Source organism: Paenibacillus sp. 1182 (assembly GCF_017833915.1).
Classification (GTDB): domain Bacteria; phylum Bacillota; class Bacilli; order Paenibacillales; family Paenibacillaceae; genus Paenibacillus; species Paenibacillus polymyxa_D.
On the sequence record NZ_JAFICR010000004.1, the window covers coordinates 190,051 to 214,246 of the forward strand.

The window sequence follows — 24,196 nt, forward strand, 5'->3', positions numbered from 1 at the left end:
CTCTTTTTTTATTTGTATATATTCATGCATATGATATGAAAGTTAAAAATAAAAAGGTGTTATATGTAATTTTTATATAAGGAGAGATACGGATGAAAGAGGAAGAAGCGATTTCATTATTGTTAGAAGGAAAGTTGAAGCGTGTTGGTGTGAAACGAGCTGTCTTTGCTGACATACCTGACGAAGAACCCATCGAGTGGGTTTGGTTTGATTTGGTGGATCAAGATCATAATGCTCGGCTGGAGAATGGTAACCTGTATATGGATATTTGGTATTGTGCATTGCCCAATCTGCCGGAAGATTCTTTTGTGGATAAAAGGGAAATAAAGACGCCAAAAGGTTTCGTTACACTTTTTAAGTTTCGTATGATGGTTGAACTTGATTACATTAGCTTAGATGGAAAACGAATTTGGTTAAATTGAACTAAGGAATCAGTAAACACTCTTGAATTCATAAACCTAATAGGGGAGCCGAAGAACAATGAAGAATAAAAGCGTTCATATTACGTACCAAGTTGTTCGCGAAATATTCACCATCGACATAGAAAAGGATATTGTCGCCTTTAGAGATGTTACTCAAATCGAAGGAAAACAGGATTCTATTTCAGAAGGGATTAGTACGCCCGAGAAAATAGCTTCCGTCAACAACGATAAGGTTGTTCCCAAAATGGAAAAACTCTGTTTGTTTAAAAAAGGAGTTGAGGAGGCGCACAAAGAAGAAAACATTTTTGTGGATTCTACACGGTATAATCAATTTTATATCCAAAAGCCGTTTAGCTATATTGAGGAATTTGGTACGGAAGAAGTCATGCTATTGAAAAGTGAGGGTTACTCTCACAATCTCTATACGTTGGATGGAGATCGTTTAATGCATCCCATTCACTTTGATGATATTTATGAAGAATATTATGATTTGTACCCGATCATCGAAACACTGAACAAAAGAGATGATATACGTTGGAAAAGATCGAAATTGAACAATTCTTATTTTATATTTACATTAGGAGGTCGGCGATTAGAATTTCGCTATTTACCAACTAATGAAATATGGGCGGAAATTAAATATCTCAAAAATTCTTTTGATGTTCGAGATTATCTAAAAAAAGATGTTTTGGGCATTTCTAAATTTGCCAAAGATATTTAAAGGGCTCTTATCGATTCTTTTTATTTGTGACGATTTAGATAAATGAAGTAAACATTCCACTTGTTGTGTGACTCTGATCCTCATATATAATAGTATATGGGGATTTGTCACTTTGGAAGGAACAGACAAAAACTACGGATCACTTAAAAGGATTTGGTACGTTTGACGTTTCAAACCTACACTTTTGAAATTGAATTTTTAGACTTTAAATAAAACCTTGGGAATGCGGGGGAAGAATGTGAAATCTGCTCAAATTGTCGATTTAGTAGGGGACATACTTCCAGATTGGGCGAAAGAGGAATGGTCTGAATTGCCTACAGATGTAGATCATATGGTCGGTCATGATTGGATTCGTGATGTATTAAAAGGTGGATTACTCAAAATGCATAACGAATTTTCAGCACAGTTAAAACAGGGAGATTGTGAATCAATTGAGATAGCAGGGATATTAAGTGTACAGGAGAGAATAGTTCGATGTTTAGGCAACATCGAACTATTCTTTTACAGTTACAACTCTAAATAAACCTTGATTTAATTTACTTTTAAGAATGGATGGTATTCATATGACAGAGTCTGAAGCATTTGAAATTGGTATGTCGATGATTCGGGTATTGGATCAAAGAAAAGATGCTGAAATAGCATGAGTGTTAAATTACATGGGGGAAGAGCCCATCTTAACGGAGTTACATTTTACACGAATGAATTCATTTCTAAAGCTTATCGAGAAAAGGACGAAATTAAGATTAGTGTAAAAGAAAGAAAGATGAAATCTCACTTTTACGATCGTATACCTTTCCTACGCGGTGTCATGCTTCTGGTAGAAATGTTACTGATGAATCCGATCCCATTCATTTTTATCTGTATCATGTCAGTGCTCTGGTTAAGTGTAAGCGATGAAGTTTCTGGTTCACCTCAACAAGTCAGCACTTTGAGTATAATCGAATCGTATATATTGCCAGGTTTGTTTCTCGTAACTGCTTTGTTTATTCGCAGCACGAAGATCGGTAGGTATCATGCGGCTGAGCATATGGCTGCTAAAACGTTCTCCAAAGGAATGGATCTCACGGTTGATAATGTGATGAAGCAAAGCCGAGTTTATGAGAGTTGTGGAACCAATTTAGTTGTTTTTATGGTAGTGATATTTTTCTTGTTGTCCTTATTCAATTTGGACGTATGGATTTGTTTTATACTCACGTGGTCCATTAGTTACGAGATCTTTCGTGTAGAAGAAGGATGGATTAAAAAAGTGGTTATGCCGTTCTATTGGGTTGGTTGGGGGGCTCAATATTTACTATTCACTTCTAAACCCACAGAAAAAGAAGTGTTGGTTGCAATGGAATCATTAAAAGAGCTCATCCGTCGAGATGAGAAGAAAGTAAAAAATGAATAGTATTAAAGTAAGGAACAGATTGTGAGATATACGGAGTCCTGAATCCCATTTATTTTTAATGAATAGGGGTAGAGTGTACAAAGCAGGGCTGGAATGAACGTGATCAGCATGCTATATAAAGGGATTTTGATGGGTATGTTTAAAGAGTATAATGGAGAGAAGGTAATGAAATGACTATACCCAATACAAGAAAATCTCGACTCGAATGGTTGTCAGACAAAAGGGGTATTGACTACGTTATGTCGATGTATACTCTGACCGATCGAGAAGTAAAAAAAACATTTTGAACATGTTTATCCGATCTATAAAGATTATCCAAGCTATTCAAGAAAAAATGAACAACCAAAGCGTTTGGTGTGTCAGTCAGAGGCTCGCATTACGTGGGAATGTGAATGTGGTGTGAATGAGGGGATATTTAATGAGGATGATCCTCAGTTCAGTGAAAGGCAACAAGCTTGGAATGAGCGTAAGTATAGTTGAAGTGCATAAAAATTGATAATAGATGCACATAAAGATGATCGAATAGGCTGGAATGATGTAAGGTTGGTCACTATTAAACGTCTTGGCGAACAAGACAACATGGCGTTATATGGATGCCCTCAAGCAATCGGATATTGTGCAACTAATTATAAATAAAATTTTTCTGGCGATGTAAGTGGATGTTTAATGTCGTATTGATTTGTGAAGTGTTTTAGAAAGGAGCATGATTAAATGGATAAAGTAAACGGTATGTGTCAATGGTGCAATCAAATTGATGATGTGAAAAACATGATCAATGATTCGAATTTTGAAGATTTTCCATTGTGGTATCATGAATCATATTACGAGAGAGCAAAGGATAAATTGGAATAATAAAATAAAGTATGCTTTATTGAGGATGGAGGACGTAAAGTGAAAGAAATTCTCATTGATGGAATTGTAGATGTTCTTGTGGATTGATGAACAAGGTTGGACGTTTACTGAAGTTGCAAGTGAGAGGTGGTTTTAGCGTGGCAATTAAGCCTTCGGTTGGAAAGAAAATTAGGTTTAAAGTGTGGCACGATATCGAATTTTTCGGAAAAACATATACAATTGGCGGAAACGGCATTGATAGACCAGCAGACACAAATGAGTGGACAGGCGAAGTTGTTGAGATTACACAGCGTAGGCATAAATATGGAAACGTCTCTGGTCGAGACTTCTACTCAGTTAAAAGGGATTTCGATGGCTTTGTACAATATAGTTATGCGAATGAATTTGTGGGTTATGTATATATATAATCTTCAATTTTAATTACATTTAGAAGCTTCAAATATGAAAATTAAAAGCGAAATAATAAAATTGTTCATACTTTACGAGAAAATCTCCATTTAGAGATTTTCTTTTTTTTGTTTGCATTGGTGCATATGATACATAAGTTTAAAAACAAAATAGGATTTATTAAAATCAAATGCTTCTTGGAGGAATATGAAATGTAATAGAAAGAAGATTTTCTGTATAAATTCACATTCTGAATAATAGGAGGAACAGACAATGTTCATCAAGAAAAGTAAAGTACCGTTTAAAAGCAATCCACTTGCTTTGGTGAGAGTGGCGTTGGTTCAACATGTGGAGGAGAAGGTGCAGGGTAAGTTTTATAAGGCAAAGGAGCTGGCCTGTTATACATTTTTAGAAAACCTGAAGGATGAAATACTTTTAATATATATTGAAAGAGAAGGATTATCCGAAATTACGTTGGAGGACTGGCAGAAAGAAGCCAAATTAATGTTTGACGTCATTTATGATCGGGAAGATTATAAAGGACTTGAAATCAAGTATAAGCGGCAAGGCTTTGGAACAACGGGTTTAGGCGTATATGATAAAAATGCAGATGTATTCTACGATTGCGCTCAGGTTGAACATTGGTCTAAGATAAGAGAAATCGTTGAATATAAATATACTCCTATGTTCAAAGCGTTAGATCAATTGTATTTTAACTCATCATTAGATGAGTATGAGGGCTATACCCGAGAAGAAGTAGAGAGTTTTATATTGAACAATTTTGAGCTTGTTGGAGAAAGTAAAAGACTGGATTCGTATTTATAAGTGTTCGTGTGCTTTTACTTTAGGGTCACATACGCTATTGAGAGCGGAGGTTTTATTTATGGATAGATATACGGCTAAAATGGATGTTGTGATTTTCCAATCTGACACTTCCCCGAAGGGATCGGAATGGGAAGAGCATCGTCAAGACAAAGATACCTGGATCATGAATCGCTTAGGAGAGAAGAAACCCTATTACTTCTCCAATAAATCATTCCTAAAGCTATTCAAAAAATCTAATGTATTGAACGAGATTAAACAAGAAGCTGATAGAAGGATTGTGGAAATGTCTAAAAATTGGAACGCCAAAAGATTTTCTCCTATACATGCTTATCCATACGTATTTATGCAGGTTTACTCAGAAAAAGTTAGTTCATTTAAACAAAACTAAATCTCATTGAGAGTGGAGGAACTGAGTATGATGACAGTCAAACGATATATGAGCGATTTTTAATTGGTGGATACCAAGATCTCAAAATACCTGCTTTTGTTGAAGATGAAGTGGAGCAACACTTAATTGAAACTGTTTCTTACAATGTACCCATGATGCCAGTAGTGGTGATACGTCAGAATGATGTGAATCTGAATGTTAAAACAATGCATCATATTGTTTACGGGAAAGAACGAATAGAGCAAATCCTGTACTTGATTCATAAGTATGAAAATAAGGATGCTGAGATTAAAGGTGATGTTCCCAATTTGATAAAAGATTTTCAAGAGCATTTTTGGCACTACGAAATGGTCGTTCATTATGTTGATCCAGGATTATCAGACGCAGAACTTGAGCAATTCTTGAACATATACCAATACCATCTTTAGAAGATAGATTAGAAGAGGAAGGAGAATATCATCTATGTTATTTGTATATGATCCCGAAGGAGCTACGAAAAAAATGTGTGAAGAGCACCCAGAAGAGGAAACCATGTTTGTCTTGCAAATTGAAAATACAGCCCATTATCTTTGTGCAGATTGCTTCGCTTCAGTAGGTAAGTTAGTTATTGACGGATTAAGCTAATAAAGCATGATTTTAATTTAGAATAAGGAGAAATTAATAATGCTAACTGTAAAGTGTGGAAGAAATGAATATGATTTAGATGCAACTGATGAAATCAAGTTTAATGGTGCATGTTATCAGCTTATCACGAAGAAGCAATGGAATGAGTCGGCTCCTATATTGGCTAAAGCGAAAGCGGAAAAACTAATCAAAAGTGGAGATTTAGTTTTTAGCAGAGAAGAGAATTCTCTTGGAGTAAATTTGAAAATATACAAGCCCAAAAGTGAATAATCAAATTAGAATTTAGCTTTAGTGATTTTTCGAGAGGGTCTTGCTCATCTTAGATGTCACTATAAATTCATTGATAAACATGCATAATAGATGAATATCATTATCATCTTATTGAAATGTTAAGGAAATATTATAATCGAATCTTATAGCTTATTAGAGAATAAAACTACTTTCTGAAAAATGTCTATTATATAGGAGTTTTGATGATGGCAAGAGGATGGGAAGGGCTGGAGATTGGAGACAAAGTTAAATACGAGACGAGCGAAAATAGGTTTGTCGAAGGTGAAGTTATTCATCTATATGTAAGTGATAAAAGTCGCGCAAGAATAAAAACGGCTGAAGGTAAAGAGCGAGATGTTATTTGTGAGTATTGTGAAAAGGTTTAATTGATATACGGTTTTTATCTCGCTATGAATAGAATCATTTGAAAAGAACCTCCAAACTATATTTGGGGGTTCTTTTTATTGAATCACATGCGGTATATGTTCTTATGATTTTTAAATCGAATCATGATAAAAGATGAAGCAAGAAAGTAACATAGATTAAATAAAAATAATAAGGAGGCAAATCCATTTGTGACACAACATTATGAGGGAAAATAAAAAGGTCATTATACAAAGTTAATATGTAAATTATAATTTACGAAAATTGAATCAAGTGATATAATCACCGATAAACAGGAGAGGAATATATGGATGAATCAAGATGGTTTAAAACACTGAAGGAAAAATATGAAGCAGGGATTGCAAATACGTTTCTGATAACAGGTAATATTGGAGATTATGTTGTGCCAGGAGTGTTGATTGTCGATTATCTGATACAGCAACTTCAAGAAATGAATGTTGATCGCATTGTTACTTTCAACTTTTCAGAGGGTAGCATTCTACATGTCGGTGAGTCGTTACACGGGGAAGAGGGAGAGCAGTCTCCTTCATATGTCCAAACCGTTAATGGGGATTGGGTTAACATGCTTAATGAAATGAAAATTCCCATCGGTAAGTCCGTGTATATCATTGAATATCCTGAGTTTTTGATTCCAAAATCGACTCAAGGATATTTGGATCAGGAAACAAAGAAAAGGCTTATTGACTTGCATAAAATGATGAATCATCGAGGCTTTTTGGATTCAAACCACATGCTGATCTTTGTGACTCGGGCACAGGCAGACGTGCATGAAATGTTTTTAAATGCAAACTCACGTACCGTTCCCATTCTCATCGAATTTCCAAATGTAGAAGAGCGCTTAGACATGATACGTTATTTAAAAGATTCCAGTTTTAACTCGGTTACGTGGGAATTGTCAGAAAGCCAATTTGCTAAATTAACTGCGGGACTATCCAGGGTTCATTTAGAAGATTTATATTTACTTGCAGAGGATAAAGGGATCTTGGCTAAAGCGATGGTCATGGAGCGTAAGGAGGAGCTCATTCGAAAAGAATTCGGTGAAGTGATTGAAATCTTTGATACGGAGGGGTATTCTCTCGATGACTTTGCAGGACAGGAGCATATCAAAGAGTATCACCGAGAAGCAGTTATTCAACCAATCATAGAAGGGGATACCTCGTTCGTACCCAAGGGATTGTTATACATGGGTCCACCAGGAACTGGTAAAACCTTTTTCGCTCGGTGTTTGGCAGGCGAAGCAAACATCAATTTTGTAGAGTTTAAGATGAGCAAAATCTTGAACAAGTATGTAGGGGAAGCCGAACGGAATTTAGAGAAAGCCTTTAACTGTTTTAAATCTTTAGCCCCCGTAGGTGTGTTTATTGATGAAATTGATCAAGCATTGCAGCGGGGCGGAGATCAAGATGGGAATCCCGTTAATAAAAATATTTTCGGTATGTTTCTCGCCTTTTTGTCAGATCCCTCGAACCGTGGTCAGATTTTATGGGTTGGAGCGACGAATTATCCGAATAAATTAGATGAGGCACTAAAACGAGCAGGGCGGTTTGATAAGAAGATCCCATTCTTTGCACCTACAGATCAAGAGCGTGTACAAGTGTTTAAATATCATTTTGGTAAAACGGGAATTTCTTGTGTAATTCAAAATTATGAGGTTTTAGCGGCAAGGACGGCAGGATACACACAAGCAGAAATTGAAAACATCGTAGTCAAAACGTTGGAGCTGGCTAAGCGAAAAAATTATAAAAAAATAGATGATGCATTAGTGGTGTTAGCCATGGATTACATTATTTCTACACAAAATCATCGGATTCAAGAGATGACGGAGATTGCACTGGAAGAGTGTAACGATTTAGAATTTTTGCCGACGAAATATAGAGAACAAGTAAAAGAAAAGCGGAGGAATTTATAATGAGAAAAATGAGTCCAGAAGAAGCTGCAAAGGTCATTGCATTGGAAAATCACATTACAGTTGTATTTGAAGAGGGTTTTGAAGAGGAGAGTCGAACTGCCAATGAATTTAGAGATCTTTTAGGGCAGATCCAATTTGAGAGAGCATGTATTCATGCTCTCCTTGGAGGTCAATATCGATATGAAACGTTCTTAAAGCAGGACAAATTCGAACGTAACAGCATTTTGGATATTGTAAGGTTTGGTGATTGGAGCTATATCATACTGCATGATCAGAAGCATCCAACGGATGAGAAGCTTTATGTAATTATTCAAAATGTAGATAAAGCAAATGAAGAAACAGAAGATGATTCAGCTCCACAATATGAAGAAACATCTTTAAAACTAAACCACCAAGAGTCTTATACGGTTCTATCCATGGTTGGAGATTGTATAGAGCGAGGTCAAGTTGCAGAAGAGTACGAAATCAAACAACTTGAAAATTTGTTGGAGATTATAGATGATCCATTTGAAGGATTTAAAGATGATTTAGAGTTTGAAATTCAAATTAAGGTGAAGAAAAAACTGAACAAAGAAAGAAATACAGAATCATAAAAGATGCTAATGCGAAAAACCGCTATTCATATAGTGTGGTTAGAGGCCGAATCGTTAAGATACAGAGGATGGGAACATCCTCTTTTTAAGTTATGAATTTAGAGTCATACCTGATCAGAGCTGAAACCGATTTCCTCGTATCCGTTAAAGAATTATACTGATGTAAATTCGAAGTGAAGAGAGGTTGTTTATGATAAAAGAAAAATTGAGAGCAGGGATTCAGCTTATACTGGAAAAGGAAATCGTTCCAACAGAATTTGTGAACCATTTCGGTAAACTCTATGTTTTTGATTTGAACGAAATGTTAGGTATTCAGATTGTATTTGACAAAAATGCCTATTGTGTAAATGCCTATTGTGTATATACTTATCTGGGGTTTGATATGTTCATGTGTTCCCATAAGCCAACAGGAGTTAACGAGCGATTGGATAGTGGTATTTGGTACAAATTACAGCATAGAAATGATCGTAAGCTACTGAAGAGGTTAGTGCAGTATATTAAAAAGTTGAAAATGAAAGGCATACTTTCCTACGCTAATCATATTGTACTCGATTCAAAAGGAACGTTTCTTGGAAAAGAGCTATTAGATTATATAGAAAAAGAAAATATAGAAGCCATAGAACAATATATAAACCAAAGACCTCATCATTTATTTTATTTTACAAGAGAAGCAATAAAGGATCTCGAAGAAATAAAGGAAAAGTTAAAATATAAGAAGAAATTATTAGAATCATTCTAACAAAACCTTACAGGGTAGTTACCTTGGAGGTTTTTTTTGATTAAATAGAGCAATTCTTATTGACTCATTGACTATAGTCAATTAATATAAACTTATTAACTAAGTTTTGTAGGAAAGGGATACGATGATGAAAGAACTTTTCTCGTTTTTAGATGAAGCATCTAAGGTGCGTCTGCACACATTGTTGAGTCAATATATTAGCCGACACTTAAAAAAACAATTTCCTGCGCCTACCGTTGAAATGTTCAACGAAGTTAATCGTATCGAATTAGCAAAGGAAATTCTAAGAAAAAATGGTCAGTCTACATCTTTTCTCACTCACAAATATAAGTACAAAACGACTCGCACATATACGGAAAATGAGTTTTTCGAAGACATTGTTCAATATATTGATTTGAAAATTCCGCTATATTATTATCGTCAAACGATGCTACACCCTAAAGATGACTGGATTCGCTTCAAGAAAAGCTACAAAGGGATTCGAATGTTTCCAGGTTTGAAATTTAAATATCACCAAAATATTGAACGTGAAAAACATTGGATTCAGCACTCCTTGCTTTGTCGTGATTCAAAGGATCATACAAACAGTCAATCAATGCATGATCCGTTAATTCAACTTGAGTTAAAGCCTATTGTTGAACCTGGAAGAAAAGCCAATCAAAAACAAATCAGAGTGATTCAAAATTTATGCATGAAAATGGGGATAGCCATCACCAATTTACATGTTTTAAAAAGAAATACAGCAAGTGCTCTGATGGGGAATTTAAGTAGAGGGATTATATATGCCCCTTTATTTCAGGAGAAGAACCTCGATGTTGCTTTTGCCAATTTACAGAAGGTAGCCGATACAGGAGACAATCAAAGACGTGGAAATTTTGAAGCAAATTTGTTGTTTCTTGAACAGCGTAAACATGCATATACAAACTTAAATAAGGCAAATACGAAGAGTGTACTTATTCGTCCTTTGCTTAGAATGCTTGGATACGATATCGAGAATCCTACAGAAGTTTATGAAGAATACCCGTGCGGAAACCAATTAATCGATTTTTCCATTATGAAAAATAACAAGCCTTTCATTCTTATTGTAGTGAGCAGTGAGCAGCGGGAATTTGAAAATCGATATCAAACGGTTTTGAGCAACGCACCATACGCTGCCTATGTCATTCGAACCAATGGAAGTGAATATCTTATTTATGGGGTTAGAGAAGGAAAAGAGATATATTATTTGGGTTCTGCAACTTTAAGCGTAAATAATCATAATATCCCCTTGTTACAGAGCTTTGCAAAAGAGAGTATCTTTAAAGAGGATGAACCACGACTGCTTGTGCATTTAAAGGAAGAAGCTAACCGAATTCAGCAAATTGGACAAGTAAAAAGCATGATTAAAAGTCCACCTAAAGAATTGCTTGATGTATTCACGAATCAAGGGATTAGCAAAGGATCAGTGATGTCTGTTTTTCATAAGGCAATCAATGAATTTAGTCGGGAGTGTAAATAATATCAGACCAGTTTTAGAGGATCTTCAAGAGGGATTCTCTTTTTGTCATTGGACTGTTTAATAAACTTGCCGATGTGGGGATGCTTCTCTTTTAAGAAAATACACAATACAATCTCGTTTCATTTATAATGATAATATTGGGTTCTACGTGCTAACTTGAGGAGTATGAATATAGATTTATTGTGATATTGAGATCAGCATATAAGAGAAGTGGAATTGAAAGCAGGTATTGCATAACTAAAATCCAGATTACCTAAAATTTTTGCAATAATTTAAAAGGAGCGACTGTATATGAATTTTTTAGATATCCCACAATTTACAAGGTCGGGTACATGGGAATGCCATTTTAGTTTAGTAAGTTTCGTTCGTTTCATTGAAGAGGCGGAACAAGAAGAAGGCTTGGAAATGAATCCAGATTTTCAAAGAGGCCACGTTTGGACAGAGGAGCAACAAGTTCGTTATATAGAGTTTTTGCTTCGTGGTGGAAAAACTGCCAGAACGATTTATCTTAATAATTCAAGTTGGAATAAATTAAGTGACACTTCTTCTGAACATTTTTATGTATGTGTTGACGGATTGCAAAGGGCAACGGCAATCAGAAGATTCATTAACAATGAAATCCGAGTGTTTGGTTTGTTGTTTAAAGAATTTGAAGGAAATACACGTATGATTCAAGGGATTTTTATTCATATAAATGATTTGCAGACGAGAAAAGATGTTCTTCAATGGTATATTGAATTCAACTCTGGAGGTACAATTCACAGTGAAGAAGAAATTAATAGGGTAAAAAAACTACTTGAAAAGGAGCAATAAGTCCTTCGTTGTGAGGAAGGCTACAACCTGTTATTTTCTTAATACGGTATCTCGAAAAGACCTCTTGCGTTAAAGAGGTCTTTTTCCTTTTAAAAAGTTCATCCTTCGCGTAGTAATAGACAGGACAAAGGTATATAACACAAAGACCATAACATAAAAGGATTTTTGAAAAATTAATCAAAAAGGAGATATTAAGATGAAGGTTGTTGTAATGGTTGAAGTGTATGAGGACGTAGTTGGGGAAGTAACGGTTTTCGCGGGGAGAGAGGCAGCAAATAAAGCGAAATCGGCTTTTAAAGCATTCACCTCTGTTTCCTACGAAGACTTCGTACAAGCAAAAGAATTGGGAACAGCAGAAGATCTACTGGGTGAGTATATCGGTACAAAATTGACGTTTACTGAGACAGACGGAGTACCAGAGGTTACGATTCATGTGCAAGGCGGAATAGAAAAATGCCATCCAGAGAATAATCCAGAAAACATCATTATTCATATTGAAGATGATGATATGGTTAACCAGGGATAAGTAAAAATGGGGAGAGGGCAATAGCCTTCTCCCTTTCTATATAAGTGTTTTGTATTTATAAGTATGAGATCGGCATATAAGAATGGTGGATTTACTAAGACAGGAGTTACTCCAACTATTTTAAAAGGCCGAGAGGATGAGTGCTGTATGAGAGAGGCAATCAAACGTAGATTATATAAACTGAAAGATCGTTTGTACTTAGAGGCTAAATATTTAGCTGATTATGGCTTTGGAATTGGACAACCCATTCGCTACGATATCGACAAGCAAAATGGCACAATTACAGTAGAGTCGGTTAAGGAAAACAAGAAGCGGGTTGCGAAAACAACTCAAAAAACAGGAAAAACCGTTCCTGTTATCGATATTAAAGCTACAGAAGTTAAAAGTTTTTTTGCTTCACATGGTCGAATTTTTGTAGAAATTGTAAAAGGTAAAATTATTTTCTCTATAGAAGAAGTGGTCGAAGAACAACAGATTTGTGACAATGTGGTTTCTCTTGATTCTGTTAGAGAAACAAAAACGGTTTTCAATCGCTATGCAGTTGGATTAAATGAGTTTGCAAAAGCTGTGAATTTTGAACAAATTACAATCTTTGATTTATTTCAAAACGATTCAAAGAATTCGATCTCAAACAAAGAAAAGGGGAAGGAGAAAGCAATTTCGATGCTTTCTTTGTTCAGTGGTTGTGGAACCATGGACAAAGCATTCTTAGATCAGGGGTTTGATATTAAATTTGCAAACGATAGGTATGAAAAAAAAGCTTTAAAAGACTATCACGTACAAACCTACAAGCACAATATCGGCGATCATATTTTGATGAGGGATGTGATGGAACTTACAGAAAAAGATATTCCAGAAACTGATTTTGTATGTGCGGGTATCCCTTGTGTAACGTTCAGCGCATTGAACACGAAAAACAATTTCCGTGATAGTGAAAGTGATCTTCATCCTATTGTTGAAAAGACGCTCGATATTATCCGTTGGAGCAAAGCAAAAGCATTTTTATTTGAAAATGTCGTTAACTTTATAAAGGTAAAGAAAGGACTAATACTACAACGCCTAAAAGAAAGGTTTCCTGATTTTTTGTTTGAAACCAAGGTTATTGATGCGACAGACTTAGGATCGGCTCAGAAAAGGAAGCGAGCCTTTGTGTTAGCCATTCACGATACAATGCCTTCACTTGATTTGCCACTTGTACATGAAGTGCGAACGGTAAAGGATGCGTTTAAAGGCGTAGAATTGGCGACACAACAAGATGAATTTTTCACGCCAACACCGAAAATCTTAGAACGTATGAAACATGTACCACAAGGCGGCAATGTGCTTGATGTTCCTGTAGAATTAAGAGCACCAAGAAAAACATTTAGTAACTATTGTCAACGGCTTTCCGAACGTAACCAGGCTCCTACAATTACTCATGTTCAAGATGATGTATTTTTTCATCCAACAAAAGAGCGTTACCTAACGGTGCGAGAAACATCTCGGTTATTCAGTTTACCAGATGAGTTTGAGTTCAAGGGGAGTATGACAGCGAAATTTGAAATGTTGAAAAACGCCGTTGATTATCGGGTGTCAACATTTCTGGCTAAGACGGTGAGGAATCAACTCATGCCTATCTTGTGAATTTGTGTGAGAGTTAGAAGAATCCACTGTGAAATCTTATCATGTCACTCGGAAAAAAAACATGAATTCCATATTGAAGAATGGTTTGATTTTCACAAATCGGATGCAATAGCAAGTGGATCGGTGATTTGAAAGGTGTATTTTTATTTGTACATTAAATGATATGAATGTGTTGAATGGCTGGATGAAATTAGTCCTTTCAGAATATTGGACTTTTCAAAGTTTGTTGACGGATAAATTCCAGGTTAAGGTTTCGACCGATGGTGTTTTTCCAGAGACAAGTAAATAGAAAACGTATAATATTTAAGAATGGGGGAGACGATATCGTCTCCTTTTTCTTGATTACAAATTGACTATAGTGTAGAATTTAATAGTAATTGACTCTATAATACTATTTTATAGTTGTTGTTAACTGCATAAGATAAATATATTTTAAATCATAGGTGTTAACAAAACAGTTTAAAAGGAGCGGTTATTCATGGATATGACTCAAGTCTATTCCTTTAATCAGGCAGCTAAATATGTGAGGAAGATTCAAAACTGTAACGAAAAAGAATTTGAAGATCGTATTCGTGAAGCTTTTGGGAGAATGGAGAACATTCAAATTTCTGATGAATACCTTGAAACTTCGCCGATAGACTGCACTTGTATAGTAACTTTTTGTCGTGATATTTATTTGTGTGTAGATATTACGAAAAATGATGGAAAAATTTCCGTTGTCCGAGTTTCAGTATCTGCAAATTATTGTTTTTATTTGGATCCGAGGTCCTTTACAAAAGTCGTACATGTTAGTCATGACGATTTAGACGGAAGATCTCCACTGATCCTATCGCGCATTGCATTTAGCGACAAGGAGTTGATTACGAAGGCCTGTTCATATAGTAGGGTGGATGACATCATCGAAGATCTGCTAAATAACGAATTGGAAAAAGAAACGAGCCTTATGTTTATTACAGATATCAGTCCAAGTCCAGAAATTCTAAGTAAAATACATGATATGGTGCAGGAAGGTTATCGCATCCTTTTAATCGATCACCATGATGCAAAACCCGAGGTTCCAGAGACAAAGTATAAATCTTGGATGAAACTGGATCAGACCTATCCTGATGGACGTGGTACGGCTGCTACAAGCATGTATTATGATTTCCTGTGTTCATACGATTTGATTGAGCCTACTCCAATTTTAGAAGATTATATTGAGCTTGTTCGCTTGTATGATACATGGGAATGGGAAGAGCTTGAACATCTTCGTGCTAAACGTCTGAATGACTATTTCTTCATGTCTAACTGGGAAGAATTTGATGAGCAAGTCATACTTCGTTTAACAAACCCCGAAATCATCCAGGAGACAACGGCGCAATATGAATCTGGTGTTAGGACATTGTTTACATTTGATGAGAACATTGAATACATGTTAGACATCGAACATAAACAGATTGAAGGGTACTGTAAGAAAAAGAAAAAACAAATTAAGTTATTCGAAGGAAGCATCGATAATACCGATCGGATATACAAGTATGGTGTTGTATTTGCTGAGAAATATCAATCCGAAGCTGGAAACTTTCTTTGCAAAGAATTCATGGATGAGATGGATTTTGTAGTATTGATTGATGCCGGCAGTAAAAGAATGAGCTTGCGTCGCCATAAACATAAACCTGTTGATGTGGGAGCAATTGCCCTAAGTCTTGGCGGGGGTGGTCGTCCAGCTACAGCGGGTTGCCCATTGAATGCACAAACTAAGCATCTATTTTTAGATCCATTATTGGTTGTTTAAAGGGTGTCACCATATTTGTTGAATAAACGGGAATTGAGACCAACATCTCTTTTCCCTAAGAGAGAATATATGAATTTGCATATAGGTAGAGCCCAGACAGAAAGGAATCGATTCGATAATGGTACAGTTTCCAGAAAAATGCCCTGCTTGTGGAGGTTCTTTTGAGCAAGTTCATGATACTCATAACCAATGTGATACGTGTGAGCTGGCGATGCTTAATGGAGTATATGTTTTAGAAAATGAACATGATAGGGGCTATCATGAGGTTAGAATCATAAACAATAAGATTTGTGATCCTGAAAAAATCCCAGTGTCCGATGGTGAGGTCGTTTCGTTTTTAGATCGATGGCTTGTAAATGCAGGCGCATTGAAGTACGATGCGTCCGCCATTGAATTGGTGTCAAAACTTATACCACATTTTAGCTATGAAGGTTCTTTATTTCGAGGATTTTACCATCCTTTTGTAATCATTAGACGGCAACAAACGGTTCATTGTATTGAATCATGGTCGAAATCAAGATTCGGTATTCAGAACCTGGAAAACTATGCTCAAATCGCATTCGGGAATGTGAACAAAGAAGACGGAAGTGTGGAGACTTACACGCCTGAACAATTTATAGAATCGAATATAGAGCTTCAAAAGGAACCTTTTGATCGTGTTATTGAAGAGGGGTTTGAAGGATTGGATATTGTCAGGTTGGCTCACTATGTTAACTATCGTCCTGACTTTCTTCAGCTTCTGGAGGATGTCGAAGAGGTGCTGGTCATTCAGAAATGTTAGTCGAATACGTAAAAGAACAGGAGCATGTATAGTGAACAATATTGTGGATGAAGTATTTTCAGAAACCATAGAATATCTAAAGCGACTGGGGACAAGACGATACTTTTCAAAACTACTTGAACGTTATGTTTTTTATTATAATAAAGGAATTTACGTACATTTCAACTTCATATCGAATTCTGACCAAGGTTGCTTTGAGTGTTTTGAGAGACGATATGGACTTGAATCTTTTGTAGCAAACCATCTTAGTCAAAAGAAGCCACGGGATACCCGAATGAAGATTTACGATGTTCGAGAAAATACGAACCGTAGAGTGAAAGCCTGTAAAGATGCACAAGATGAATGGTATAAAGTGAGACGTAGCCTGGAAAGTAATTGGAGTGACAGTGAGACGAAGAAAGTAACGGATAGTCAGTATGATAGGGTGCAAAAAGCGCTACGTTCCATTTACGAGTTTCATGAACAAGCATCAAAGGAAAAGTTGAACCGAGCTGAACAGGCGTCCAGGGTGGTCTATGCGATGGATAAGCACTATAAAAATGCTTCTGAAGAGTTTAAGCATGTAGAGAGCTCGGTGCTTTCCCTGTTGCTGGAGTTTTACATGAAACAATTAAGTAAACGAATTCAAGCTTTTTTTGGACAGGATAAAGTTAACGTACGATATCCCCGAAAAGAGATTGTGAAACTATTTAAGGAAAGGAATAATCAAAACAACTATGATTATGACGATCCAGAACGTCAATTTTCGGTGTTCGAGCGTGAGCTTCTCGGTTTTATGGAAATGGCAAAAAAGAAGTTCATTATTCATGTAAGTAGGGAAGATTTTGTTTATAAGCTAACCTCATCCGAAACGAAAAACCTTTTTAGGGTTTCCGTTAATCAAAAAGGTGATGTGCACGATGACCCAACTGTTTTTGAACCGATGGAACAATTCTTGGGTAAGTACGAAGGGTTTCGATTGCTGATTCATTCCTTGGCTCAAATCAAGAATGCATTTGGAGACAAAGTAGAAGTGTTTCAAGATATTGTGAAGCTAATATCCTTGACGTATTCTAAGAAATTTATATCTCGCTATATGGAACTTGAAAAGGAGTATTTTGAAAAATTAAAACAAGAAAGAGAACATAAGCCAAAGTGGATGGGCGAGGAACAAGCGATTCAGAAGATGAAAGAAGCCTTCCCAGCATTTCAAATCAGTTCGGGACTGAAGGAAGATTCAACCATGAATTTTGTAATGGAACATGTTGCCCATTCGAAAGAAAGATTCTATATTCATTTTATCGATTCGATTACTAATGGTACGGAAGTTATAAAGATTGGTGCATAACGGAGGGATCATTTCCCTTCTATACATAACAAGTAAATGGGCTAAATGAATTATGTTTTGAGAGCTGGACGGTATAATATAAGGATTTTAGAATCCAGGATATTTAAATTACATCAAAAGGGAGAAGCGAGTAACTATGGATGTGATTCATGTTGAACTGTATGGCGGCAAAGGATTGTTTGGCGGGAGAGAACAGCCGTTAGAAGCAAGTGTTATAAGGTGTGATAAGTACAAAAGTTGTTCCTATTACGAAAACAACCAATGTCTGAAAGTAAGAAGCATAGGTGGCTCGACTTGTAGATTTGGACAAGAGGATACCGTCAGAGGATATACCAGCAAGGCGAAAAAATATCATCAATTTAAGAGAAGCTGGAAGGATCATGAACAATATCGAAAATTGGGAAAGCCTTCTGCAAAGTTGGGGCATATTGATAACTTTGTTGTATTCCCCTATCCATATATTCATATTAAAGAACAAGAAGATGGTGAAATTAAAATTAGTGATCCCCTTTTGTTCAGTGACAAAACAGCGTTTATTCCTTGGGACAAGTTTACTCCTGAGCTGATACATCGGATATGTTCATTTAGACCAGAGGCAGTCATGGGTGGAGAAATCATGGAATATCGTAGAAAAATTGTACCCATGTTTATAGCCCATTTAAAAGAGGTTATACCCGAGAAATATGATGAGTTCATTGCTAACCATGCGGAGTTTGACGTGAAGATGGATTACGTAGGCAGAACAGCATTATTAAGAACGATTAAGCCATCCCTTGTACATTATGAGAGCAATAATTATCCCGAATTAAATGAAGAATGGATGTGGGATGGTGAGTACCTAACGTTCAAAGCTGGGCATATCCACAAGTTCAATATAACCAGTAATTATACCGTCGAAGAAGTGAAGATTAAACCAAGTGACAAATCAACGATAAAAATTTCAAGTAATGACCAGGTTACATCGAAAACCGTTTTCATTGATTAAGTCAAATAGTAAAAAAATACTTCTCTGAGCAATGTCAGCTACACTATAAACGAAGTTAACGACTGATTTGTAGCGGAATTTACGCGTAGTCTTCTGCCCTGAGCGAAGGGGGCGAATCAGTGCTTCAGCATTGGGCGGGGGTTCATTGTTCCGTGAGCGCAGGAAGTATCTACACACGTGAACGGCAACCGTAAGGTTGGCTTGGTATGGGTGCCGTTTGTCCAATTGAGTAATGACGACGTGGAGGTCATCATTTCAACAAAATTGTACAGGATCATTCTTACGAAAATCTCCTGGATGATGAGCTCTTGTCTTTTTGTATGAAAATTTATCGTTACGGGGATGGCAGTGATTGTTTTAGTGCGTCTGCATACTCATTCATTGGTCCTCCTTGTTATTCAAGGGGATTCGCCAACCATTTCCATGACCTGAAAAGTTCTGTTTCTCATACTGTAAAAAAGAGCAGGTTATCGATAACCTGCTCTTTTTCTTGATATTGAGTTAAACACCTTAACTTATCTTCTATATTGCATTAATGATGAACTGTCCTTTTGAAGCTTTGATCTCAAAGTAATATTTTTGATCTTTATTTAAACCACTTAATTGTTGGCTATTCCCAGGAGACACTTGAAACTCATCAATCACGACATTTCCTTTAACATCTTTAACTCTCATAAGCGCATTACCTGTACTGTTCGCATCATTTATGATTGTCTTATCCCAAAAAACACTATCAAATTTGATAGAATCTTGATCATCAAATTTGACCTTATTCCATTCATCAGTTTCTTTTTCAATAGCCATAACTGATGTCATTTTAGGAGAAATGTAATTATGGACAGTTTCTACGTTTTGATAAACCTGATAAGAACAAACAAAAATAATGGTTAATGTAACGAAAATCGCACTTATTACACCAATTTTCTTGAGTTTACTATTAACCATATTTCAACTCCTTAATCAATAGAAATATTATAATATCCAGTTTTGCTACCTTTTCCTTGCAGGGTATAATCCCCGGCATTCCAAGGAATCTGATCAAGTACAGTAGATTTTCCTGCCGCAACTGTTTTGGTACTTCCTACTTGCGCGCCTGTATCATCTACAACCCTAAAAGTAACAGAACCTGGGTTATTTGCACTGTTTGTAACAGTAGGTGAATCATTAAAAAAATTGTTAGAAGATGTAATGTTACTATAGGCACCTGAAGTTAAGTAAGCTGAACCTGACCAATTTACATACGGAACAACCACTCTACCTTCCTTATTCAGACTCTCGTTTTCAACCGGAGCAGCCATTACAGCACTTGCGCTTCCAATTGCAAGGGCCAAAACACCAGCAGAAGAAAATAATGCTACTTTCTTTACTAAATTCAATTAAAACACCTCTTTTTCAAAATTTTTATTCGATGTTTTTAGGTTGTGTTTGCACCAAAAACATCCTAAGTCTTACTTTCTACATAAAGCAATATATATCCTGCTAATTTCTTCATTTATTTAACAATATTTATAAAGTTGATACATATAATCCAACTCCGGTCAATCTTTTTAGGGGCATATCAGTCTCTGTCTCATGCCAAATAGCTCGATTCAATCTGAGCTTTAGCTAAAAGTGCTATAGCCAGCAAGATTAAACCAAGTGACAAATCAACGATAAAAATTTCAAGCAATGATCAAGTTACAGCGCAAACACTATTCATAGATTAAATCTAATAAAAAAACCACCCATTCAGAGATGTTTTTTTTATTAGTGAATTGCCTTCTTTTTTGAACTCTTTTCTCGATGTCTTATTAAGCCAGTAATGCATATCAGTATGGATGAACCTCCCACCACTTAGCTAAAGCTTGAAGTGGGGGTTTCTTATGACCCATGCTTACGTGCCTTCACGAAAACCGTTCGGTTTTCTCCTTCTTACAAGAAGGGAATGACCGCTTGCACTTTCATAAGCAACTGTCTTCTAACAGGGTGGGTTCGCACCTTCTACTACTTATAGGGCGTATATCGCACATCCCGCCAGCGTTAGAGCTTTGTTTGTACAAAGTCTCGATAGCGAAATATAGCCATTAAGCTACTCGTAGATACGTGAGGTTTTTCTCCTCGATGGGTGTGAAAATGCCGTAAAGTTGTTCGCTTAGGATATTCTTCGCTCCGTGTGTATCTCGATGCGATACATATCCGCATCGACAACGATACATGCGTCCTTTGGGTTTGTGACGCTGATGGCAAACGGGACACGTTTGCGTACTGTAAGCTTCATTCACGTTGGTGACCGCAATACCCTGCGCCTGACACTTATAGGTGAGATACTGCACTTGCTGTCCGACATTCCAGTTCGAGATTTTCTGTCGCTCTCGTCTGCGAAGTTTTTGCTTCTTCTTGGTTCCTTTGCTAACCGTTCCGACATCGCCGACAAACATTTCTTTGATGGATTGAGCGATACACCAATCCACAAATGCCTTGGTTATTTTGTGTGATCCATCTCGTAGTTGTCTATCGCTTTTCGATAAGATGTATTGCTTCGCACGGTTGTACTTTTTCCACTGACGAGAGCCTTTTTTGCATTTGCTCATCAGCCGCCGAAGTTGTGCGATCTTCTTATTGCGAAGCCGATGAATACTGCGTAATTTACGTCCTGAGAGCAAAATGCCTTCACCGTTTTCACATACCGAAGCGATGGCCTGGACTTCGCCCATGTCTACGCCTGCACCATAGGTTCCTGTTTGTGGCTTCGCGACTTGACCATCGTCATAGGTGACAGATAAGTACAGTTTACGATCAAAGCAAAGTTCAATTTCTTTGATGTCACCCGTAGGCAAGTTTTTCGCAAACAGTACCAATGGTTTGACACGCTTGCCGTTTTGAATGCCAAGCGACAGTTCAATTTTGCCATTCGGATGAAGGGTGAATGCTTTGTCTACCCACTTCGTATTGAAATACCTTTTCTGACGATGTGGATAACGAGCCGTTGTGATGCCTTTTTTCTTTGATTGGATTGCACTGTCACGACTAAATAGGTACTTATGACAGACGGCTTGCACACTTTGGCTGTGAAGTGGAAATTTGCCCTTCACTGCTTGTTGAAGCTGTGTTTGATTGATCCATGTACCTGTTCGTATGTGATGTTGTTTGGATGCAGCCAAACACGCATTCCAAATGTCTGCGGAAGTACGATTACAAGCCAATAATTTCGTAATCACTTCTTTTGAAGCCGTAAAGGTAACTTTCTTTCCTCTGTACATGGTGAATTCACCTCCTTTTGCTTGTGGTTTCTTCTATTATAAAGAGAAAAGAAAGAGCAATTCATCCCCCACCTGTAGAGGTAGGGGAATTCTCGCTTAGGTTCAGTTAAATCGTATGTATTTTTGAATCTGGTGAAGGTACATATAATACATTACATATTTCATACAGCAGGTAATTGTACAGATTATTTATATAAAGGGAGGATTTAAGATGGTGAGGATTGTTTATTTGAATTATGGTTTGTTAGATATGATGTTCTTTGAAGAAGAGGAACGAGAAGCGATCGAATCATTTTGGGCTATTTTTGGAACCACAAATACTCCGCGAAATACTGGTGGAGTTCGTGTATTAGATGTTAACCAAGCGCTTAATGAAAAGGATTTTGGTGGTTATCAAATTGGAGTGGTAGCAAAAGAAGTTGCCTAATTAGGCTTTAAGAAGGGGCTCATTCAGGTAATTGTAAAAAATCAGGAGCATATTCTACAATACGGGGGAATCATCGTGAATGAGGCGTTTTTTAAATGGTTTAAACATAGCAAAGCAATCGATGCCAAAGGCAATCCACAAATTTTCTATCATGGATCCATTTAGGAGTTTAGTGTATTCGATACAAGCAGGATTCAAGCTAACGAAACGGATGCTGTGTATAATGGGTTTTGGTTTTCATCCCAAAAGGATGATGCCTCTCCAGCATGGAAAGATCCCAAATACGTCAATGCCTATTATTTGTCGGTACAAAACCCAGCTCCGCATATGGTTATTAAGGAACTGTTCACGAAAATAAAAGCAGATGAGCAAAGTTACCTGAAGTATTCGATTGAAAATGGTTTTAGAAGTTGGGCAGATGCCGTTCGTTATGAATTGAAGGTTATGGGATACGACGGTGTTATTCATCGAGTTGTTCCTGAAATTAAGTGAGGAGTTTGAAGAAAAGGGAGAAACGGTTTATTGGAGCAACCGTGGTTTTCAATATAAATTGAAGAAATACGACGATTTAGGGGGTGTAGATCTCTATCGCATTCAATGCGGGGGCGAGGAATACATTACAGGTTATGAAGATCTGATTGATTTATTCAATCAACATTCGGAAAGAGTCTTTGTTGCTTTTAAACCGAATCAAATCAAATCCATTCATAATGAAGGAAGTTGGTATCCTGATAATAACGACGTAAGATATTGAAAGCTTGAGTATTATTTTTTACTCAAGCTTTTTCTCTTGTTCATGAGAGAGAGTAATGAGCGATGTATCACTTTTTCGTTGGTGGTGATGTAAAAATATGCGTTGCTTACAAGGACCGGCACTACATATTCCTTGGTGTGAACAGACAGTATTGACCATTGTTGTTAGATGGGGGATGGGAAAAAGAATTAGCGAAAAAATTTATTCTTTTCTTCTAACCTTCGCTTTAGTTGCGAAACACGACATTGAGAAATGCCTAATAACTTTGCGTATTCGCTTTGAGTAAAAGCAGGATGCTTCACCATCAACTCTCGTAACTTGCTCATCAATATATCAGACTTGTACGTACGTATTTTCTTCGATGGTGTTTTAATATCAGAAGGGTACTCTTGGCAGTTTCTACCTTCTTTCAGTTCCCGAACACAATCGTGACAAAGAAAATTTCCCTTGAAGTACGTTAACTGTTCAATTGAACTACACATTTTACAAGATACACCTGTGAATTTTTTGAAACCCAACATCTTCTTTTCTGCATCGATAAATAATTCTAAGGGGTCACCCCGATCGATGTTCATCGAGATTCTCATCTCTTTTGGTATAACAATTCGTCCCAGGTGATCCAAGGGGCGCGTCATTCCAGTGTTTTTCAAAGTAATTCACCCTTTGCTATTAGTCATATGGAGCCGATGGTTTTACGCAAAGTTTAACTATGGATATGAAACTGTTGATTTCAAAGATTTATGTTTCTAAGTTGCTATGAAGTATGGATAAGAATTGCAAGATACTCTTTTATTATAGCGGGTATGGAAAAAATATGTAAATACAATCTGTTTAACAGAATTAAAATGAAATTTGATATATTGATGTCGTTATATTGCAATAAAAAAGAAGCTTCTTTTGAAAAGAAGCTCCTTTTATGTATAT

At 36.5% G+C, this 24,196-nt stretch carries 30 protein-coding genes; 26 read left to right on the forward strand and 4 right to left on the reverse strand.

Translation table 11 applies throughout. From position 1 onward, the window contains the following. Positions 1–92 precede the first annotated feature (92 nt). The 23 genes from JOD82_RS09170 (at position 93) to JOD82_RS09280 (ending at position 18,852) form a co-directional block, all read left to right on the forward strand. A complete protein-coding gene (locus tag JOD82_RS09170; RefSeq protein WP_209948429.1) occupies positions 93–422 on the forward strand; it encodes a hypothetical protein in 330 nt (109 codons plus the stop codon). A 58-nt stretch (positions 423–480) separates the two neighbouring features. Next, the gene (locus tag JOD82_RS09175; protein ID WP_209948431.1) at positions 481–1,143 is read left to right on the forward strand and encodes a hypothetical protein; all 663 of its coding nucleotides are present in this window, start codon (positions 481–483) and stop codon (positions 1,141–1,143) included. 238 nt (positions 1,144–1,381) lie between these two features. Further along, entirely contained in the window at positions 1,382–1,666 is a 285-nt protein-coding gene (locus JOD82_RS09180) for a hypothetical protein (protein ID WP_209948433.1), read from the forward strand. 117 nt (positions 1,667–1,783) lie between these two features. Continuing rightward, entirely contained in the window at positions 1,784–2,533 is a 750-nt protein-coding gene (locus tag JOD82_RS09185) for a DUF1385 domain-containing protein (protein ID WP_209948435.1), read from the forward strand. Positions 2,534–3,244: 711 nt separating this feature from the next. Further along, complete coding sequence (locus JOD82_RS09190) at positions 3,245–3,385, forward strand: hypothetical protein (RefSeq protein WP_209948436.1); 141 nt, start codon at positions 3,245–3,247, stop codon at positions 3,383–3,385. Positions 3,386–3,522: 137 nt separating this feature from the next. After that, entirely contained in the window at positions 3,523–3,792 is a 270-nt protein-coding gene (locus tag JOD82_RS09195) for a hypothetical protein (protein WP_209948438.1), read from the forward strand. 253 nt (positions 3,793–4,045) lie between these two features. Beyond that, positions 4,046–4,597, forward strand: coding sequence for a hypothetical protein (locus tag JOD82_RS09200; RefSeq protein WP_209948440.1), 552 nt, complete (start codon positions 4,046–4,048; stop codon positions 4,595–4,597). Between the two features lie 58 nt (positions 4,598–4,655). Then, positions 4,656–4,985: a hypothetical protein gene (locus JOD82_RS09205; protein ID WP_209948441.1), complete on the forward strand. Its 330-nt coding sequence runs from the start codon at positions 4,656–4,658 to the stop codon at positions 4,983–4,985. Positions 4,986–5,095: 110 nt separating this feature from the next. Further along, a complete protein-coding gene (locus JOD82_RS09210) occupies positions 5,096–5,413 on the forward strand; it encodes a hypothetical protein (RefSeq protein WP_209948443.1) in 318 nt (105 codons plus the stop codon). Between the two features lie 34 nt (positions 5,414–5,447). Continuing rightward, positions 5,448–5,609 carry a hypothetical protein gene (locus JOD82_RS09215; protein ID WP_209948444.1) on the forward strand — a complete coding sequence of 54 codons (162 nt, stop codon included), beginning with the start codon at positions 5,448–5,450 and terminating at the stop codon, positions 5,607–5,609. A 39-nt stretch (positions 5,610–5,648) separates the two neighbouring features. Beyond that, complete coding sequence (locus JOD82_RS09220; protein ID WP_209948446.1) at positions 5,649–5,879, forward strand: hypothetical protein; 231 nt, start codon at positions 5,649–5,651, stop codon at positions 5,877–5,879. A gap of 206 nt (positions 5,880–6,085) precedes the next feature. After that, on the forward strand, positions 6,086–6,265 hold the full coding sequence (locus JOD82_RS09225) for a hypothetical protein (RefSeq protein ID WP_245248954.1): 180 nt from the start codon (positions 6,086–6,088) through the stop codon (positions 6,263–6,265). Between the two features lie 581 nt (positions 6,266–6,846). Further along, complete coding sequence (locus tag JOD82_RS09230) at positions 6,847–8,193, forward strand: ATP-binding protein (RefSeq protein WP_245248955.1); 1,347 nt, start codon at positions 6,847–6,849, stop codon at positions 8,191–8,193. Then, on the forward strand, positions 8,193–8,786 hold the full coding sequence (locus JOD82_RS09235; RefSeq protein WP_209948452.1) for a hypothetical protein: 594 nt from the start codon (positions 8,193–8,195) through the stop codon (positions 8,784–8,786). Before JOD82_RS09230 ends, JOD82_RS09235 begins: the two co-directional genes overlap by 1 nt. 190 nt (positions 8,787–8,976) lie before the next feature. Beyond that, positions 8,977–9,525 (forward strand): hypothetical protein, encoded by a 549-nt coding sequence (locus JOD82_RS09240; protein ID WP_209948454.1) that lies wholly within the window; start codon positions 8,977–8,979, stop codon positions 9,523–9,525. A 124-nt stretch (positions 9,526–9,649) separates the two neighbouring features. After that, the gene (locus JOD82_RS09245) at positions 9,650–11,023 is read left to right on the forward strand and encodes a type I restriction endonuclease subunit R (protein ID WP_245248956.1); all 1,374 of its coding nucleotides are present in this window, start codon (positions 9,650–9,652) and stop codon (positions 11,021–11,023) included. 291 nt (positions 11,024–11,314) lie between these two features. Beyond that, positions 11,315–11,836, forward strand: coding sequence for a DUF262 domain-containing protein (locus JOD82_RS09250; RefSeq protein WP_209948456.1), 522 nt, complete (start codon positions 11,315–11,317; stop codon positions 11,834–11,836). A gap of 196 nt (positions 11,837–12,032) precedes the next feature. Then, positions 12,033–12,362 carry a hypothetical protein gene (locus tag JOD82_RS09255; RefSeq protein ID WP_209948458.1) on the forward strand — a complete coding sequence of 110 codons (330 nt, stop codon included), beginning with the start codon at positions 12,033–12,035 and terminating at the stop codon, positions 12,360–12,362. A 147-nt stretch (positions 12,363–12,509) separates the two neighbouring features. Then, the gene (locus JOD82_RS09260) at positions 12,510–13,985 is read left to right on the forward strand and encodes a DNA cytosine methyltransferase (RefSeq protein WP_209948460.1); all 1,476 of its coding nucleotides are present in this window, start codon (positions 12,510–12,512) and stop codon (positions 13,983–13,985) included. Between the two features lie 478 nt (positions 13,986–14,463). Beyond that, on the forward strand, positions 14,464–15,759 hold the full coding sequence (locus JOD82_RS09265) for a DHH family phosphoesterase (protein ID WP_209948462.1): 1,296 nt from the start codon (positions 14,464–14,466) through the stop codon (positions 15,757–15,759). Positions 15,760–15,877: 118 nt separating this feature from the next. Further along, entirely contained in the window at positions 15,878–16,540 is a 663-nt protein-coding gene (locus JOD82_RS09270) for a hypothetical protein (protein ID WP_209948464.1), read from the forward strand. Positions 16,541–16,571: 31 nt separating this feature from the next. Continuing rightward, positions 16,572–17,867 carry a hypothetical protein gene (locus tag JOD82_RS09275; protein ID WP_209948466.1) on the forward strand — a complete coding sequence of 432 codons (1,296 nt, stop codon included), beginning with the start codon at positions 16,572–16,574 and terminating at the stop codon, positions 17,865–17,867. A gap of 136 nt (positions 17,868–18,003) precedes the next feature. Then, the gene (locus tag JOD82_RS09280) at positions 18,004–18,852 is read left to right on the forward strand and encodes a hypothetical protein (protein WP_209948468.1); all 849 of its coding nucleotides are present in this window, start codon (positions 18,004–18,006) and stop codon (positions 18,850–18,852) included. Positions 18,853–19,374: 522 nt separating this feature from the next. Here JOD82_RS09280 and JOD82_RS09285 read toward each other — a convergent pair. From JOD82_RS09285 to JOD82_RS09295, 3 genes are all read right to left on the reverse strand, one after another. Continuing rightward, a complete protein-coding gene (locus tag JOD82_RS09285; RefSeq protein WP_209948469.1) occupies positions 19,375–19,797 on the reverse strand; it encodes a hypothetical protein in 423 nt (140 codons plus the stop codon). Between the two features lie 11 nt (positions 19,798–19,808). Further along, the gene (locus tag JOD82_RS09290; RefSeq protein WP_209948471.1) at positions 19,809–20,228 is read right to left on the reverse strand and encodes a hypothetical protein; all 420 of its coding nucleotides are present in this window, start codon (positions 20,226–20,228) and stop codon (positions 19,809–19,811) included. Positions 20,229–20,915: 687 nt separating this feature from the next. Continuing rightward, the gene (locus tag JOD82_RS09295; RefSeq protein ID WP_209948474.1) at positions 20,916–22,091 is read right to left on the reverse strand and encodes an RNA-guided endonuclease InsQ/TnpB family protein; all 1,176 of its coding nucleotides are present in this window, start codon (positions 22,089–22,091) and stop codon (positions 20,916–20,918) included. Positions 22,092–22,302: 211 nt separating this feature from the next. Here JOD82_RS09295 and JOD82_RS09300 point away from each other — a divergent pair, with 211 nt between their 5' ends. The 3 genes from JOD82_RS09300 to JOD82_RS09310 all read left to right on the forward strand — a co-directional run bounded on the left by JOD82_RS09300 (position 22,303) and on the right by JOD82_RS09310 (position 23,272). After that, entirely contained in the window at positions 22,303–22,518 is a 216-nt protein-coding gene (locus JOD82_RS09300; RefSeq protein WP_209948476.1) for a hypothetical protein, read from the forward strand. A 216-nt stretch (positions 22,519–22,734) separates the two neighbouring features. Next, a complete protein-coding gene (locus JOD82_RS09305) occupies positions 22,735–23,010 on the forward strand; it encodes a hypothetical protein (protein WP_312887675.1) in 276 nt (91 codons plus the stop codon). Then, a complete protein-coding gene (locus tag JOD82_RS09310; RefSeq protein ID WP_209948478.1) occupies positions 22,976–23,272 on the forward strand; it encodes a hypothetical protein in 297 nt (98 codons plus the stop codon). The genes JOD82_RS09305 and JOD82_RS09310 overlap by 35 nt, the downstream gene beginning before the upstream one ends. Positions 23,273–23,460: 188 nt before the next feature. On the opposite strand, the gene JOD82_RS09315 is transcribed toward JOD82_RS09310, so the two are convergent. Beyond that, complete coding sequence (locus tag JOD82_RS09315) at positions 23,461–23,922, reverse strand: AbrB/MazE/SpoVT family DNA-binding domain-containing protein (protein ID WP_209948480.1); 462 nt, start codon at positions 23,920–23,922, stop codon at positions 23,461–23,463. Positions 23,923–24,196: the final 274 nt, after the last annotated feature.

What these genes read in the sequence shown, in the direction of transcription:
- JOD82_RS09175 (WP_209948431.1), top strand. Translation starts at nt 481, where the DNA reads ATGAAGAATAAAAGCGTTCATATTACGTACCAAGTTGTTCGCGAAATA.
- JOD82_RS09245 (WP_245248956.1), top strand. Translation starts at nt 9,650, where the DNA reads ATGATGAAAGAACTTTTCTCGTTTTTAGATGAAGCATCTAAGGTGCGT.
- JOD82_RS09270 (WP_209948464.1), top strand. Translation starts at nt 15,878, where the DNA reads ATGGTACAGTTTCCAGAAAAATGCCCTGCTTGTGGAGGTTCTTTTGAG.
- JOD82_RS09240 (WP_209948454.1), top strand. Translation starts at nt 8,977, where the DNA reads ATGATAAAAGAAAAATTGAGAGCAGGGATTCAGCTTATACTGGAAAAG.
- JOD82_RS09280 (WP_209948468.1), top strand. Translation starts at nt 18,004, where the DNA reads ATGGATGTGATTCATGTTGAACTGTATGGCGGCAAAGGATTGTTTGGC.
- JOD82_RS09170 (WP_209948429.1), top strand. Translation starts at nt 93, where the DNA reads ATGAAAGAGGAAGAAGCGATTTCATTATTGTTAGAAGGAAAGTTGAAG.
- JOD82_RS09285 (WP_209948469.1), bottom strand. Translation starts at nt 19,797, where the DNA reads ATGGTTAATAGTAAACTCAAGAAAATTGGTGTAATAAGTGCGATTTTC.
- JOD82_RS09235 (WP_209948452.1), top strand. Translation starts at nt 8,193, where the DNA reads ATGAGAAAAATGAGTCCAGAAGAAGCTGCAAAGGTCATTGCATTGGAA.
- JOD82_RS09200 (WP_209948440.1), top strand. Translation starts at nt 4,046, where the DNA reads ATGTTCATCAAGAAAAGTAAAGTACCGTTTAAAAGCAATCCACTTGCT.
- JOD82_RS09190 (WP_209948436.1), top strand. Translation starts at nt 3,245, where the DNA reads ATGGATAAAGTAAACGGTATGTGTCAATGGTGCAATCAAATTGATGAT.
- JOD82_RS09295 (WP_209948474.1), bottom strand. Translation starts at nt 22,091, where the DNA reads ATGTACAGAGGAAAGAAAGTTACCTTTACGGCTTCAAAAGAAGTGATT.
- JOD82_RS09225 (WP_245248954.1), top strand. Translation starts at nt 6,086, where the DNA reads ATGGCAAGAGGATGGGAAGGGCTGGAGATTGGAGACAAAGTTAAATAC.
- JOD82_RS09260 (WP_209948460.1), top strand. Translation starts at nt 12,510, where the DNA reads ATGAGAGAGGCAATCAAACGTAGATTATATAAACTGAAAGATCGTTTG.
- JOD82_RS09215 (WP_209948444.1), top strand. Translation starts at nt 5,448, where the DNA reads ATGTTATTTGTATATGATCCCGAAGGAGCTACGAAAAAAATGTGTGAA.
- JOD82_RS09205 (WP_209948441.1), top strand. Translation starts at nt 4,656, where the DNA reads ATGGATAGATATACGGCTAAAATGGATGTTGTGATTTTCCAATCTGAC.
- JOD82_RS09250 (WP_209948456.1), top strand. Translation starts at nt 11,315, where the DNA reads ATGAATTTTTTAGATATCCCACAATTTACAAGGTCGGGTACATGGGAA.
- JOD82_RS09220 (WP_209948446.1), top strand. Translation starts at nt 5,649, where the DNA reads ATGCTAACTGTAAAGTGTGGAAGAAATGAATATGATTTAGATGCAACT.
- JOD82_RS09230 (WP_245248955.1), top strand. Translation starts at nt 6,847, where the DNA reads ATGCTTAATGAAATGAAAATTCCCATCGGTAAGTCCGTGTATATCATT.
- JOD82_RS09255 (WP_209948458.1), top strand. Translation starts at nt 12,033, where the DNA reads ATGAAGGTTGTTGTAATGGTTGAAGTGTATGAGGACGTAGTTGGGGAA.
- JOD82_RS09300 (WP_209948476.1), top strand. Translation starts at nt 22,303, where the DNA reads ATGGTGAGGATTGTTTATTTGAATTATGGTTTGTTAGATATGATGTTC.
- JOD82_RS09185 (WP_209948435.1), top strand. Translation starts at nt 1,784, where the DNA reads ATGAGTGTTAAATTACATGGGGGAAGAGCCCATCTTAACGGAGTTACA.
- JOD82_RS09265 (WP_209948462.1), top strand. Translation starts at nt 14,464, where the DNA reads ATGGATATGACTCAAGTCTATTCCTTTAATCAGGCAGCTAAATATGTG.